Annotated in this window: 10 protein-coding genes; all 10 read left to right on the plus strand. The window is 39.6% G+C overall.

Annotated elements, in window-relative coordinates; all coding sequences use genetic code 11:
* Positions 1–81: 81 nt before the first annotated feature.
* The 10 genes from NSQ59_RS05530 to NSQ59_RS05575 all read left to right on the plus strand — a co-directional run bounded on the left by NSQ59_RS05530 (position 82) and on the right by NSQ59_RS05575 (position 16,162).
* Positions 82–1,578, plus strand: coding sequence for a UxaA family hydrolase (locus NSQ59_RS05530; protein ID WP_340829938.1), 1,497 nt, complete (start codon positions 82–84; stop codon positions 1,576–1,578).
* A gap of 117 nt (positions 1,579–1,695) precedes the next feature.
* Positions 1,696–2,709, plus strand: coding sequence for a zinc-binding alcohol dehydrogenase family protein (locus NSQ59_RS05535; RefSeq protein ID WP_340829939.1), 1,014 nt, complete (start codon positions 1,696–1,698; stop codon positions 2,707–2,709).
* Between the two features lie 94 nt (positions 2,710–2,803).
* A complete protein-coding gene (locus tag NSQ59_RS05540; protein WP_340829942.1) occupies positions 2,804–4,291 on the plus strand; it encodes a tagaturonate reductase in 1,488 nt (495 codons plus the stop codon).
* A 173-nt stretch (positions 4,292–4,464) separates the two neighbouring features.
* Positions 4,465–5,286 (plus strand): TIM barrel protein, encoded by an 822-nt coding sequence (locus NSQ59_RS05545; protein ID WP_340829944.1) that lies wholly within the window; start codon positions 4,465–4,467, stop codon positions 5,284–5,286.
* Between the two features lie 21 nt (positions 5,287–5,307).
* Positions 5,308–6,648 (plus strand): amino acid permease, encoded by a 1,341-nt coding sequence (locus NSQ59_RS05550; protein WP_340829947.1) that lies wholly within the window; start codon positions 5,308–5,310, stop codon positions 6,646–6,648.
* A gap of 152 nt (positions 6,649–6,800) precedes the next feature.
* Positions 6,801–7,814: an SIS domain-containing protein gene (locus NSQ59_RS05555; RefSeq protein ID WP_055738526.1), complete on the plus strand. Its 1,014-nt coding sequence runs from the start codon at positions 6,801–6,803 to the stop codon at positions 7,812–7,814.
* Positions 7,815–7,871: 57 nt separating this feature from the next.
* Positions 7,872–8,654 carry a fructoselysine 6-kinase gene (frlD, locus tag NSQ59_RS05560; protein ID WP_340829949.1) on the plus strand — a complete coding sequence of 261 codons (783 nt, stop codon included), beginning with the start codon at positions 7,872–7,874 and terminating at the stop codon, positions 8,652–8,654.
* 61 nt (positions 8,655–8,715) lie between these two features.
* Positions 8,716–9,444, plus strand: coding sequence for a GntR family transcriptional regulator (locus NSQ59_RS05565; protein ID WP_055738528.1), 729 nt, complete (start codon positions 8,716–8,718; stop codon positions 9,442–9,444).
* Between the two features lie 426 nt (positions 9,445–9,870).
* Entirely contained in the window at positions 9,871–14,079 is a 4,209-nt protein-coding gene (locus tag NSQ59_RS05570; RefSeq protein ID WP_340829953.1) for a GH92 family glycosyl hydrolase, read from the plus strand.
* Positions 14,080–14,980: 901 nt separating this feature from the next.
* On the plus strand, positions 14,981–16,162 hold the full coding sequence (locus NSQ59_RS05575; RefSeq protein WP_340829955.1) for an ROK family transcriptional regulator: 1,182 nt from the start codon (positions 14,981–14,983) through the stop codon (positions 16,160–16,162).
* The last annotated feature ends 80 nt before the right edge of the window (positions 16,163–16,242 follow it).

Raw genomic sequence — 16,242 nt, forward strand, 5'->3', positions numbered from 1 at the left:
CTTACAGGGAACGAAGGGACGGTTCTCCTGTTCCATGGAAACGGAAGAACCGTCCCTTTCATCATTTAAGGAGGGACCGATATGAGTAAAATAGTACAATTACATTCCAGTGATGATGTGGTAATTTGCCTACAGGATATGAACAAAGGGGAAATTCTCGAGATTCCAAGTACGGGGAAAAAAGTGGAGGTCTCAGAGGATATTCCAAAAGGGCATAAGATTTTAGTAAATCCAGTAAAATCCGGAGAAGATGTATTAAAGTTTGGCTATTCGATAGGAAAAGCCAAAAGAGATTTAACGGTTGGGGAATGGGTTCACACACATAATTTGGAATCAGGGTTAAAGGGGATTTTAGATTATTCCTATCAACCTACTAATCATAAGTTTCCAACGGAAAATGTACAACATACTTTTCAAGGATACCTAAGGGAGAACGGAGAAGCAGGAATCCGAAATGAAATATGGATTATTAATACGGTTGGATGTATTAATAAGACTTGCGAAATCCTGGCTAAAATGGGGAATGAACAATTTAAAGATCGTAACATAGATGGAGTTTATCATTTTCCGCATCCTTATGGCTGTTCCCAATTGGGGGATGACCTTTCTAATACGCAAAAACTATTAGCTTCCTTAGCTCAGCATCCAAATGCTGCTGGTGTTTTAATTGTGGGATTAGGATGTGAAAATAATCAAATTGAAGCATTCAAAAAGGTAATCGGTGATTTTTCTCCGAATCGCATAAAGTTCTTGAGGGCTCAGGATGTTGAGGATGAGCTGGAAATTGGAATGAGCTTAATAGAAGAATTAGTGGAGTATGCGGAACAATTTGCACGTCAGCCTATTCCGGTATCGAAGCTTAAAGTAGGGCTTAAATGCGGCGGTTCAGATGGATTTTCCGGTATAACGGCAAATCCATTAGTGGGAGCTGTGTCCGATCTCATTGTAGGGGAAGGCGGAACAACGATTTTAACAGAGGTTCCGGAAATGTTTGGTGCCGAAACTATTTTGATGAATCGGGCAAAGGATGAAGAAACCTTTCATAAAATCGTACAGTTAATCAATAATTTTAAGGAATATTTTATCCGTCACGATCAAGAAATCTATGAAAATCCATCCCCCGGCAATAAAGCAGGTGGTATCAGTACGCTAGAGGAAAAATCACTTGGCTGTACGCAAAAGGGCGGGCACGCACCAGTGGTAGATGTTATTCCTTATGGGGAAAGAGTGACAAGGAACGGGTTGAATTTGGTGAATGCCCCTGGAAATGATTTAGTTTCCGTGACAGCCCTTGCGGCGGCTGGTGCCCATATTGTTTTGTTTACAACAGGTAGAGGAACGCCGTTTGGAGGGCCGGTTCCTACAGTGAAAATAGCAACGAACTCAGAATTGGCTAAACGCAAGAAACACTGGATTGACTACAATGCTGGGCAGCTATTGGAAGGCCAAACAATGGAAAGCTTAAAACAAGATTTATATGAATATATTCTTTCACTAGCCTCCGGACAAAAACGCACCAATAACGAACAATTCGGATTTAAAGAGATTAGTATTTTTAAAGATGGAGTAATTCTTTAGGTGGGATTAGGGGGCCAGGTCCCGTGTACCGCCAATTCAACTTATCAAGAAACCTGGAAATTTGAAAAGAACAAAGAATGTACAAAACTTGCAGATAAAAAAAGGAGCGGAATTTTTATGAAAAAAATTGTTTGTGAAAAACCAAAGCAATTTAAAATGGTGGAAGCAGAACGTTCTGTTCCTCAAGAAGGCGAAGCGCTCATTCGGGTTCAACGTATTGGGATTTGCGGAACGGATATTCACGCATATGGAGGCAATCAGCCATTTTTCACGTACCCACGTGTACTTGGGCATGAATTGTCGGGGATTATTGAATCTATTCCAGATAATGCATCAGGATTAAGGGTTGGCGATCAAGTTTCCATTATTCCATACATGGAGTGTGGGGAATGTATTGCTTGTAAGAACGGAAAACCAAATTGCTGTACGAATATGAAGGTAAAGGGTGTACATATTGATGGCGGAATGAGTGAGTGGATGACTGTTCCTGCTGACCATTTAGTAAAAACGGAAGGGCTGACACTTGATCAATCTGCGATGATTGAACCCTTGAGTATAGGTGCTCACGCAGTAAGAAGGGCAGCTATTCAAAAAGGAGAATACGCACTAGTGATTGGGGCTGGTCCGATTGGTTTAGGTGTCATGGCATTTGCAAAGAACCAGGGGGCAAAAGTAATTGCCATGGATGTGAATAATGAACGACTTGCATTTGCTCGTGAGTGGGCAAATATTGATGAAACAGTCAATGTACTGGAACAACCTTTGGAAAAATTGGCGGAGCTGACGAATGGGGAAATGCCAACCGTTGTTTTTGATGCAACAGGAAACGCAAAGTCCATGACAGACGCTTTTAACTATCCTGCTCACGGCGGAAAATTAATTTTTGTCGGTTTAGTAAAAACGGATATTACCTTTCATGACCCTGATTTTCATGCAAAGGAGCTAACTTTGATGGGGAGCCGTAACGCAACTCGTGAGGATTTTCAGTATGTAGTGAATGCACTAAACGAAGGATTAGTAGATTTAAGGAAATATATTACTCATCGCACCCATTTCGATCACATGATAGAACAGTTTGAGGGATGGTTGAATCCTGAGGCAAAAGTGATCAAAGCGATTGTGGAGCTTTAAGGAGCGTTGATAACCCAACAAATAGGGGATTTTACCAGTGATAAAGATGAATGGAACGGCAGTGCTAAAGTTAAAATAGAAAGGATATTGTAGAATGAACAATATTCACTCGTCATCAAACCTTCTAAATGAACAGACAGAAACCATAAAAAGAAATTATAGGGGACAGGATTATCCAGTAAAGGTTCTGCAAATCGGAGAGGGAAATTTCCTCCGTGGATTCTTTGATTGGATGATACATGAATGTAATAAACAAGGGAATTTCCAAGGGAGTATTGTGGTTACCCAACCACGGCCATCTGGAAAAGGCATGATTGAAAAATTGGCCAATCAAGATTGTCTATATACATTGATGATACGTGGGTTACAGAACGGGGCAAAGATAGAACAAAAGGAGATTATTCCTGTTTTTGCAGGAGCACTAAATCCATATGAAGAGTGGAAAGAATTCTTGGCATTAGCATGCAGCCCAACATTAGAATTTATCGTATCCAATACCACGGAAGCGGGACTTTCCTATCAAACATTACCTTGGAAAGATGGGGAACCAATAGAATCATTTCCGGGTAAACTTACTGCTTTTTTATATAGACGTTATGTGCACTTTAATGGGGATCCGAAAAAAGGTCTCATTATGCTTCCGTGTGAGCTTTTGGAAAAAAACGGTGACATTTTGAAGCGATATGTCCTTCAGCACAGTAAAGACTGGGGGTTGCCACTGACCTTTATGGAATGGGTAGAGCGGGATAATCTATTTCTTAATTCTCTTGTTGATAGGATAGTCACGGGTTTTCCTGAAAAGGAGGCGGAATGTTTATTTTCTAAATGGGGATATCGAGATTTATTGCTGAACACTGCTGAACCGTATCATTTTTGGGCAATAGAAGGTAATCCTGAATTAGAGAAGAAGCTTCCATTAAGAAAATCAGGTTTAAACGTGCAATGGGTGAAGGATTTAGCTCCCTATCAAATCAGGAAAGTGCGTATCTTAAATGGTTCTCATACTTTAATGGCTCTTCTTGGAATTTTATCTGGAATGGATACGGTTGGGGAGTGGGTGTCACAATCAGAAAGTAATCAATTTCTGCGTGAAACGGTGGATAATGAGATTATTCCAACTCTAGCATTTGACCGTAAAGAGATAATGGAATATGCAGAAAGTGTGTTTGAGCGTTTTATGAATCCATTTGTTCAACACCGTTTAGCGGATATTTCATTAAATAGCATCTCTAAATTTAAAGTTCGTCTTCTCCCTACCATCGAGTCCTATTATGAAAAGAATCAAAAACTGCCGGATAATTTAATACGTGCATTTGCAGCGCTTATTCGCTTTTATCAAATAGAAAAAATGGAAGATGGTTATATTGGATTTCAATTCAACGGGGATTCATATGTCGTAAAAGATCATGAACAAGTACTTTCTTTTATGTGTGAACGATGGTCTCAATTTAAAAAGAACGAGCTTTCACTTCAGAATTTGATTAAGCAATTTTTGGGAAATGATCTATTTTGGGATAAGGATTTAAATCAAATAGATGGGCTTTCTAGTAGTATATATGAAGAATTAAAAGAAATGATATGAAAATAGGACAGCTCCACTGCTTAATTAACGCAGTGGAATTGTCCTTTTTCTATGTGGGAAAAGGAACTTCAGGAGCAGACATACAAAAAAATAGATTGCAAGTTTTGTATCTGTTAATTATAATACAAGATATAACAAATAAAAACGCTTTCAAAGCTATGGAGGTGATATGAATGAAAGTTGCAGGGATGAATATTACGTTTAAGCATTTTCCGTTTTCGTATTTTTTAAACAGTATGGAACAGCTCGGAATAACCAGCATTGAACTATGGGCAGGGGAGCCGCATTTATATGTTTATCGAAATGCATTGGAAAGTATTAGGAGTATCAAAAAAGAAGTGAAATCCAGAAATATGGATATTATTTGCTATACTCCCGAACAATGTGTCTATCCATACAATATTGCTGCCGCGGATTCTCAATGGAGAAAAACGAGCATGGATTATTTTATTGAAAACATGTATGCGGCCATGGAGTTAGAAACGAATATGATGTTGATCACTTCTGGAATTGGGGATTTTTCTCTGCCGCAGGAGGAATCTTGGAAGTATTCATGTGACTCTATTTATCAATTATCGAAGGTTGCGGAAAGGGAAGGAATGACGCTTGCCTTAGAACCTTTAACGAAATTTGAATCAAATCTAGTCATGGATACGCAAGGGGTAAAAAGAATGATAGAAGAAATACAATCTTCTTCCATAAAGGGAATGACTGATACGGTAGCAATGCAATTAGCTGGTGAAACGCCGGATGATTATTTTTCTATTCTGCCTGAATTAAGCCATTTTCATTTAATGGATGGGGATGGTCATTCAGATGCCCATTTGGGAATGGATGATGGAATTTTACCGTGGCGGGAATATATAAAGAGTCTTCAAAATCATCATTATCAAGGAGCCTGCACCTTAGAAATTATGGGTTCTAGTTATTATCAAGATCCACAACAAGCAGTCCGGAAATCGTACGAGAAAATAAAAGAATTGGGAATTGAATAATCTGAATGTGGAGGAACTCTTATGGGGAATAGCACACTTACACGAAAACTCGGTTTTTGGTCCGCATTAGCCATCGCGGTAGGCACTACAGTTGGATCAGGTATTTTCGTTTCATCTGGTGATGTTGCAAAAGCAGCGGGAACTCCGTCCATTTCCATTCTAGCCTGGATCATTGGAGGAATCATTGCAATCCCGCAAGTGATGGTGTTGGCGGAATTATCTACTGCTTACCCTGAAAATGGAAGCGGTTACGTCTATCTGAATAAAGCAGGATGGAGACCCCTTGCCTTTTTATATGGATGGGCTACGTTCTGGGCTCTAGATCCACCCTCTATCTCCATTATGGCATTGGCTATCGTCTCTTATGTAGCAAGCTTTTTTCCATTCTTTACGGGTATTGCAGGAAAGTTGCTGGGGGTCGCAATTATTCTTGTCATTACCTCTATTCATTACCGGAGTGTGAAGGAAGGCGGACTTTTCCAAGTCATTATTACAGCTGTTAAAATCATACCTTTCCTTATAGTAATTATTTTGGGGTTCATGTATATGAAGGTGGGAAACTTTTCTTATACTCCTACACATGGAGCAGTAAAAACAAGTTTAATAGGCGGCGTTTCTGCGACTACTTGGGCCTATACAGGAATGGCGGCAATTTGTTTTATGGCAGGTGAATTTAAAAACCCTGGAAAAATTCTTCCGCGTGCGCTTATTAGTTCCGTATTTATTGTAATGGGCTTGTATACCCTTTTAGCAGTTTGTGTAATTGGTCTAATGCCTTTTGATAAATTACTGCATTCTCAAGCAGCAGTATCGGATGCCGTGAAATTTATACCGGGTCTGTCACATATTGCTTCTACTTTTGTAGGGATAACAGCCATCATCGTAATCTTAGGGTCATTAAGCTCGTGTGTTATGTTTCAACCGCGGTTAGAGTATGCGATGGCGAAGGATGGCCTATTCTTTAAACGCTTTGCAAAGGTCCATCCTAAATACGAAACACCAAGCTTCTCCATTATTATACAAGTTACATATGCATGTATTCTGGTATTTTCCAGTAGTTTAACAGCATTGCTTGGCTATTTTACCCTTATTCAGCTCGTCATCAATATTTTGGATTTTGTGGCCGTATATAAATGCCGTAAAAGAGATGACTATAACCCAATTTACCGGATGCCGTTTTGGAAAATTACCACCATTTTAGCGATCCTTGGTGCTTCATGGCTTGCGTGGGGAACTTTCACCTGGGCACCTTGGCAAGGAATGCTGGCAGCGTTAATTGTAATTGCCACTGGTCTTCCAGTCTACTTTTACTGGCAAAAGAAATATGGCCGGAATAAGGATGATGATCAATTAATAGCTTAGTAGAGGGACACTTCCCTAGAATTAAAAAATAATTGTATTTGATGTATCAGTTTGTTACAATACAAGACATAACAAATATACTTCCAAGTAAAGTGAAAAACGAATATTAGGACGAGGAATCAGACCCTATGTCCTACAAGGAGGAAGCATCTATGCTAAAATTTGATGAGGAATTATTTCTTAGATTAGTAGAAAAAGAAGGTCTTCAATTTAGAGGGCAAATTGAAGAAATAGTCGATACTATTTCCAAAAAGGGATATAGCAATATATTTATGATCGGTGCCGGTGGAACAATTGCGATGATGTATCCGTATGAATACATATTAAAATCCAATTCTACTATTGATGTTCATGCGGAAATTGCCGCAGAATTCTTGGTGATGAATCATAAACATTTTAGTAAGGATTCTGTGTGTATTTTTGCATCTGTTTCAGGGACTACGAAAGAAACGTTAGAGGCCGCAGAATTCTGTAAGGAAAAAGGAGCTACCACCATTGCGCTAGTGGCAGAACCGGATACACCATTAACTAAAATGGTAGATTATTGCATCACAACCGGTTCCGAAAAGCATTCCTTTGATACGTTCTTCATGCTGTTGTATATGTTTGTCTTCCGTTTCATGTACAACCGTAATGAATTTCCTCAATACGAGCAATTTACGAAGGAAGTTTCGTTGCTGCCAAGAGCCATCTTAAGTGCAGTAAAAGCCTTTGATAAAAAAGCAGAAGAATTTGCGATCAAACATAAAGATACGGACTACCATATGATGGTTGGGTCAGGGAATTTGTGGGGTAACACGTATTCCTATGCAATGTGTATTTTAGAGGAAATGCAATGGATTCATGCCAAATCGATTCATGCTGCGGAATTTTTCCATGGTACGCTTGAAATGGTGGTAGAAGATACAAGCGTGATTTTATTAAAAGGGGAAGATGAAACAAGACCGCTAATGGACCGAGTGGAGAGATTTGCTGAAAAAATCACCAAACAGCTGACCATTATCGATACGAAAGACTTTGCTATGGAAGGCATCAGCGAAGAATTTAGAAAGCACTTTGCCGTTAGCATTAACTGGTCGGTTCTAAGCCGTATTAGTGTGTACCTTGAGAGAGAAAGAAACCATTCATTAGACCTTCGCAGATATTATCGAAAAATGGAATATTAATGGAACGATGAGCACTACTTTGTAGTGCTTGTTTCTGTAAAAAAGGGAGGCCATGGAATGAGAGTTGTAACAGTAGGAGATAACTGTATGGATGTCTATCAAACTAGCGGGGAGGCATATCCTGGTGGGAACCCTGTAAATGTCAGTGTATATTTAAAAAATCTTGGGGCTGAAACAGCATATGTCGGTTGGGTCGGATCCGATCAATATGGCGATACCATGATCCAAGCGATTCAAAGTAAAGGGGTGGATCCTTCTCGTATCACAATAAAAGAAGGAAAAACAGCCGTTACCTTTGTTGAATTAGTAGATAATGATCGTCGCTTTGGGGACTATGATGAGGGTGTTATGGCTTCTTTTTCCTTAACGAAAGAAGATCTTGATTTTATTCAAACCTTCGATTCTGTACATGCCGGTATTTGGGGGCATACAGAGGAGTATTACCCTATTTTTAAAGAAAAAGGAATGCTTACATTCTTTGATTTTTCCGATCAATTGAATCATAGTCTTGTAAAAACACTGCCAGCTTTCGTTGACTACCCATTTTTTTCTTATACAAAAGATGATGCGTATATTAGAAGCTTTTTAAAAGAAGTGCATGCGTTAGGTTCCAAAGTAGCCGTGGCAACATTAGGAGAAAATGGGTCCCTAGCGTATGATGGGGAGCAATTTTTTACATGTGGGGTGTTGGAAACGAATGTTGTCGATACGATGGGGGCAGGGGATTCTTTTATTGCCGGTTTCATTTTTGGAACACATAAGGGATATTCTATTCAAGAGTGCTTGAAATTAGGTTCAGAGACTGCTGCAAAAACGATAAGATATTTTGGGGCATGGTGACGAATATTGGAAATCAATGTATAATGGTGTATATACCTTGATGGAAAAGGACGAATTTTAGATGAAATTAAATCCTTCAACACCCCAGCCATTATACATGCAGATTCGGCAAATGTTAAAAAATGATATTCAAAATGGGACATATCAACCGGAAGAACAGATTCCTACAGAAGCAGAACTTTGTGAAATTTATAATGTAAGCCGTATCACCATTCGTAAGGCTATAGAAGAACTGGTGAAGGATGGTACACTGACACGTATTCCACGAAGAGGAACTTTTGTTGCTACTAATAAGTTTCAAAATGAATTGCTATCTGTAAGCGGTTTCTCGGAGTTTAGTCATCAATTAGGGATGATCCCAAATTCACGCATTTTACGCAGTGACGTAATCCCTGCGACGAAAGAAGTTGCTGAACGATTGAAAGTAGAAGAGGGAAGTCCCATTCTCGAACTGGAACGACTTATGTATGTAAACGATCGGCCCCTTTTCTACGATATTGCCCATTACTCGTTAATTCACTTTCCGAATTTGGAAAAGAAAATCGCGGGAGATGAATCAACCTATAAGATACTTCATGAAGAATATGGTACAGAAATCGTTAGCAATGACAAAATCATTGACGTAATCGGAGCAACTCCTGAATATGCTAAGTTATTAGAATGCGATATTGGGGCAAATCTTTTTCGAATTTTAAAGATTGCCTTTGATTCTAACGATGAGCCTGTTCACCTTTCTACTTTTATGTGTGAAACCAATAGAGTTACATTGACCGTACATCGTGCGAAATAGGGAAGACAAGTGGAACTGCACTTGCTTCCCTATTTTTTATTTGGAACTTCCCCTGATTATGAGAACTGCATGAAAACAGGGTGGAACTGCATGAATTGGCACCTCAACTGCACCAGATCTGCGAGGAACTGCATGACTTTTAAAGGAAACTGCACAATTAACAAGTACACTATTTCCAAATGCCTACTCTCAACTAGGAGTTTTGTATGAATTTTACAATCCCCTTCTTCTTATTGTAGACAGATATTTCTGAATATAATATGCTCTTGGTGTAGCTTATTAAAGTCATTTTAAAAAGTGGTGAATACTTTATACGATTTTCAATCATCTTGAAACCATCCTTTTATGGCATTAGGGAGGTGAATTCAGTCGGTTAAGTTGAGTACTTTTTAAAGTTACTTGAAAAAGGTGAAAGGGGCAGGGGATATGAAAAGAAAGCCAATGAAAAAAATTCTTTTAAGTGCATTATCGCTTGTATTGATGACGAGTGTTCCCATCATGCCAAAAACAGCTGTACATGCGGCTGGCAATGATGCAACGAAAACAGATTTCTTTTCCTCTTTTGAGAAATCAGAACCGCAGCTTGATTGGGTGAATACCGTGGAAACGGATCAAAATGGGAAGAAAATGACCGAAGGAATTGATGGAAATGTAAAGCGCGATTCCATTCTTGGAGATATTACAGATAAGGTCGTGGAAGTAAATGCAAGCGCTAACAATCCGCCAAACGAAGTAGATACGAAATTAATTGATGGGGATCCGACAACAAAATGGCTGGCATTCGAGAAAACGGCAAATATCGTGTTTAAGTTTTCGGAACCAGTAACCGTTGTGAAATATGCTTTAACATCTGCGAACGATTTTGAAGGAAGAGATCCTCAAGATTGGACTCTTTATGGTTCTAAGGATGGATCTACCTGGACTTCCTTAGATTCAAGAAAAGGGGAAGATTTTAAGGATCGTTTCCAACGAAAAATTTATGATTTTTCCAATACAACTGCTTACCAATATTACAAAGTGGACATCACCAAGAACTCCGGTGACAGTATTACACAGCTTGCGGAGGTTGCTTTTTCAAATGGAATCGAGGTTCCAGATCCGCCGCCAGGAGATATGAAGTCACAGATAGGCAAAGGACCGACATCCTCCTATACGGCTAAAACAAATGTAGGATGGACAGGATTAGGAGCACTAATGTATTCCGGAACCCATCTTACAAAAGGCAGAGCCTATTCTTATAACAAAATATATGATGTCGACATCCCAGTAACGAAAAATTCAGAGCTCTCCTATTATATCGCCCCAGAATTTACAGATAAAAATCATAATGACTACTCCAGCACATACGCATCCATAGATTTAGCATTCTCAGATGGAACCTATCTTCATGATTTAAAAGCCACAGACGAGCATGGGGTAGGACTAAACCCGAAAGACCAAGGAGATTCAAAATATTTATATGTGAACCAATGGAATTTTATCAAATCCAAGATTGGCGATGTAGCAGCGGGCAAAACGATTAAAAGAATTCTTGTTGCTTACGATAACCCGAAAGGACCTGGTGCTTTCAGAGGAAGTATCGACGATGTAAAAATTGAAGGGAATCCGGTTGCAAAAAAATATGACGCAGTTTCTGATTATGTCAATATCCTTAGAGGGACACAATCGAACGGTACTTTCTCACGCGGAAATAACTTCCCAGCCGTAGCGGTTCCGCATGGGTTTAACTTCTGGACACCGACTACGAATGCAGGATCAGATTGGATCTATCAATACAATGAAAGTAATAATGCGGATAATCTTCCGCAAATTCAAGCTTTTGCCCTTAGCCATGAGCCAAGCCCATGGATGGGGAATCGCCAAACCTTTCAGGTGATGCCATCCGATTCTAGTGCAGATAAACCAAATGCTAGCCGTTCGGCACGTGCATTGGCTTTTAAACATTCAAATGAAATTGCTAAGCCTCATTATTATAGCGTCAAATTTGAAAACGGAATTCAGACGGAAATGACACCGACAGATCATGCAGCGATGTTTAAATTTACTTTTACTGGAGACACCTCCAATCTTATTTTTGACAATGTGAACAATAATGGCGGTCTCACGATTAATCAGGAAACGGGTGAAGTCACTGGCTACTCCGATGTAAAAAGCGGTTTATCAACGGGAGCTACAAGGCTTTTCGTATATGCTACATTTGATAAACCTATTGTAAAAAGCGGAAAGCTGACAGGTGGCGGCGGAAACAATGTGACTGGATTTGTTCGCTTTGATTCTGCTAAGGACAAAGTGGTAACGATGAAAATTGCTACTTCCTTAATTAGTGTCGATCAGGCTAAGAAAAACCTGGAACAGGAAATTGGTCCAAATGATACATTTAATAGTGTAAAAGACAGAGCGCAAAAACAATGGGATCAACAGTTAAGCACTATTGAAGTGGAAGGGGCAACGGAGGATCAGTTAGTAACCCTTTACTCTAATATGTATCGCTTATTCTTGTATCCAAACTCAGCCTTTGAAAATGTAGGTACTAATGACAATCCAGAGTATAAATACGCAAGTCCATATTCAGCAGCGACTGGACAAAATACGGAGGCGAAGACTGGCGCCAAGATTGTTGATGGAAAGACCTATGTAAATAACGGTTTTTGGGATACTTATCGAACTGCTTGGCCAGCTTATTCGTTGTTAACTCCGACCATTGCCGGGGAATTGATTGACGGATTTGTTCAGCAATATCGGGATGGTGGCTGGATTGCTCGATGGTCTTCACCAGGTTATGCAAATTTAATGCCGGGAACTAGCTCGGATATCGCGTTTGCAGATGCTTATTTAAAAGGTGTTACCAATTTTGATGTGAAGAGTTTTTATCAATCTGCCATTAAAAATGCTGAAGTGGTGAGTCCAAATGCGGGTACAGGGCGAAAAGGATTAACAACCTCCATATTTGACGGTTACACCAATACTTCAACAGGTGAAGGCTTGGCATGGGCAATGGATGGCTATATCAATGATTTCGGTATTGCCAATTTAGCAAAGGCACTAAGCGAAAAAGGCGATAAGAACGATCCGTACCAAGCGAACTATGCAGCAGATTATCAATATTTTATCAATCGTGCCCAAAACTATGTGAATATGTTTAATCCGGCAATTGGATTTTTCAACGGTCGAACAGCAAATGGAGCATGGAGATCCACTGCAGATAATTTTAATCCGGCAGTTTGGGGCTATGATTATACTGAAACCAATGCATGGAATATGGCGTTCCATGTGCCGCAAGACGGACAGGGGCTAGCTAATTTATATGGTGGAAAAGAAGCATTGGCTGGTAAACTTGATGAATTTTTTAACACACCGGAAACCGGACTATATCCGGGATCCTATGGTGGAACCATTCATGAAATGAGAGAAGCACGTGATGTCCGCATGGGCATGTACGGCCACAGCAATCAGCCTGCACACCATATTATTTACATGTATGATTATGCTGGTCAGCCATGGAAGACACAGGAATTAGTTCGGGAAGTTCTCGATCGCTTGTATATTGGAAGTGAAATCGGCCAAGGGTATGCAGGGGATGAAGATAACGGAGAAATGTCCGCATGGTATATCTTCAGTTCACTAGGTTTCTATCCTTTGCAGATGGGAACTCCGGAATATGCGATTGGTGCACCTTTATTTAAAAAGGCTACCGTTCATCTTGAAAATGGAAAATCGATCGTGATTAATGCACCAAACAATAGCAAGGAGAACAAGTATGTGCAAGGTGTGAAGGTAAATGGAAAAGCGTACGATAAAACTTCCATCTTACATGCGGACCTTGTGAAGGGTGCTGTCATTGATTTTGATATGGGACCAAAGCCATCGAAATGGGGCAGTGGAGATCATGATGTTCCTCAATCCATTACTTCCGGATTGACGGATGGAACAACGCTAAAAGCACTTCCATTAAGAGACATGACGGATCATTTGTTAGCGGATGGCAAGGGGAAAGTATCTGACAAGGGTGAGTTATTGTTTGATAATAATTCTAATACCCAGGTGACATTGGATAGCAAAACGCCGACAGTAGATTATGAATTTAAGGAAGGCAAACAGTTGGTGAAAATGTATACCGTAACGTCTTCCAGTTCGGGGGCAGAGAAGGATCCGAAATCATGGGTATTAAAAGGGTCCAATGATGGAGAGAACTGGACCGTACTAGATGATCGGAAAAATGAGACCTTCCAATGGCGCTTATATACTAGAGCATTTGTGATCAAAAATCCTGGGAAATACGCTTATTATAAACTCGAAGTTAAGGAAAACGGCGGAGCGGACAGCACTTCATTAGCAGAATTAGAGCTGCTTGGTTATGACGATCTAACAGCTAGCTATGACTCAGTGCAAAAATTAATCGACGACTTGAAATCAGAAAAAGAAATCACAGGACCAATGGTTGTCCAACTAACCAACAGTCTAAAGAGCTCGCTTGATCATTATAAAAAAGAGCATAAAGATCAGGCTATCAAACACCTTGATGATTTCATCAAACACTTGAATAACAAAGGCTTACAGGACAGTATCTCTGCAAAAGCAAAGAAGGTTTTATCTGCAGATGCTAATCAGTTGATTGTTTTACTAAATCGGGAATAAAGAGTTTGCGTTAGGAAGAAGAGCCAGTTTTGCGTGGGAAGGCAGGCTGGTTCTTCCGTCTTTTTTGAAAAGGAATAGTTCAAAAGTGGAGATGACCTTTCTTTCAATCGGTAATGTATGTTTGTAAAAAACTGTTTGGAGGCTTTTATTATTAAGAGAAGGACTTGATGAAGGACAGCTTGGCTTAAAATAACAGGAAAGTTGTCCTTCATTACTCTAATGAAGGACAAGTTGGAAGGAAAAATAAGTACAGATGTCCTTCATAAGTGAGATGAAGGACACTATCGCTGAAAAACAAAAGAGTCGCGTCTTTGATTGATACACTGATCGGTCCATAAATGATAAAATTCGCCGCGCTGTCTTTATAAAGGTTCAAAAGGCCAAGAGGAAGAAAAAATCGAAGCCCAATGTCCTTTATAAAGGATCAAAAGACCAAGAGCGGGAAAAAAGCCAAGTCCAATGTCCTTTATAAGGGTTCAAAAGGCCAAGAGGAAGAAAAAATCGAAGCCCAATGTCCTTTATAAAGGATCAAAAGACCAAGAGCTGTAAAAAAGCCGAGTCCAATGTCCTTATAAGGACTCAAGAGACCAAATGGAAGGAACAACCCCCGTGTACTGTCTGTAAGTAGCTGCAAAAAGGACAATTGGAACAATCCAATTCCTTGTATGATCCTTTTATGGTTTAACAAAAGATTTGAACAGTTTTTTTATTACCATTCTCCTAGAAACAGTTTTATTTGCGTGCCTCTCCCCATTTAAGCTAGACGAACCTTATGAAATAGAAAATAAGAACTCAAAAAGGGGACGGTTTTGGTGCTTCAAGTAAATGGAAGTAGCAGAACCGTCCCTGCGTTTCTTGTGGTATGATCATAAATAACCAGTACACGTAAGAGGTATGAACGATGAAAGAATATGTAGAACAAAACTTGAAAAATGGAAATACAACAAAAACCCTTGATTTTATACGAAAAAAGAGCAAAGTGACAAAGGCTGAATTAGCGGAAGAAACAAACCTCACTTTTGCAGCTATCTCCAATATAATCAATGGATTAATGAAGGCGGGAATGATTAAAGAATGTGGGGAAGGGGCATCAAGCGGCGGCAGAAAGCCACTTCTTTATGAATTAAATTCCGAAGCATTATATGTTGTAGGTATTGATGTGTCCATTGACGAACAGATAAGATTTGGCTTATTTACGTTCGATACTGTTTTAGTATATGAATTATGTATGGATCCACCTGCGGTAAAAGGTCCCGATGAATATATTAAGATAATTAAAAATGGTTTGAAGACCCTTGTTGATCATGAAAAAATCGATTACCAAAAAATTTTAGGGATAGGGGTTTCGATTCCGGGTCCAATTAATACAACAACTGGAGAGGTTGTTTCCCCGCCTAATTTGCCTCTTTGGAGAAATGTTCCATTAAAGAGAATGCTAGAAAAAGAACTTCATATTCCTATTAAAATTGAAAAGGACGCCAATCTATCTGCGTTGGGCGAGAAATGGTTCGGAGCGGGAAAAGAGGTTAACAATTTAGTCTATTTATTCGTAGGAGAAGGAATCGGCAGCGGGGTTATTTTAAATGGAACATTAATGGGGAATAGTGAAATTGGACATTGCACCATTGACAGTGCCGGCCCACGCTGCAATTGCGGAAACTATGGATGCTTAGAATTAAAAGCTTCCGGACTAGCGATTGTGAAAAAGGTCAAGGAAGGACTGCAGCTAGGTTATCCATCCAATTATCCGTATCCAAAAAGCGAACAAATTTCCTTCTCCAATGTTTTGAAGGCAATTGAAAGCAATGATCCCTTTACTTTAAAAATAGTAGATGAAGCCGCCAACTATTTAGGCATTGGTTTAACCAACGTTATCAATAATTTTAACCCTGATCTCATCATTATCGGCGGCAAACTCCCTGAAAAATATGAGAGAATGATTGAATTATCAGCGGGAATTGCCAGAAATCGAGCGTTTGAAGTATTTCAAAAGAAGCTGTCTATTATTCCAGGAAAATTAAAAGAACGATCTATCATAATGGGGGCAGCTGCGCTGGTGTTGGAGGATGTTTTTGGGGAGTAGGGATGAGGGAACTGATCCACCGGGCCACGTTTGCTATCTTCGTTCGTTTATCCTTACTTCTCAATTAAAGGTAGTTTCAT

Origin of the sequence: Margalitia sp. FSL K6-0131 (assembly GCF_038008735.1) — a bacterium.
Taxonomy (GTDB): domain Bacteria; phylum Bacillota; class Bacilli; order Bacillales; family Bacillaceae_C; genus Margalitia; species Margalitia shackletonii.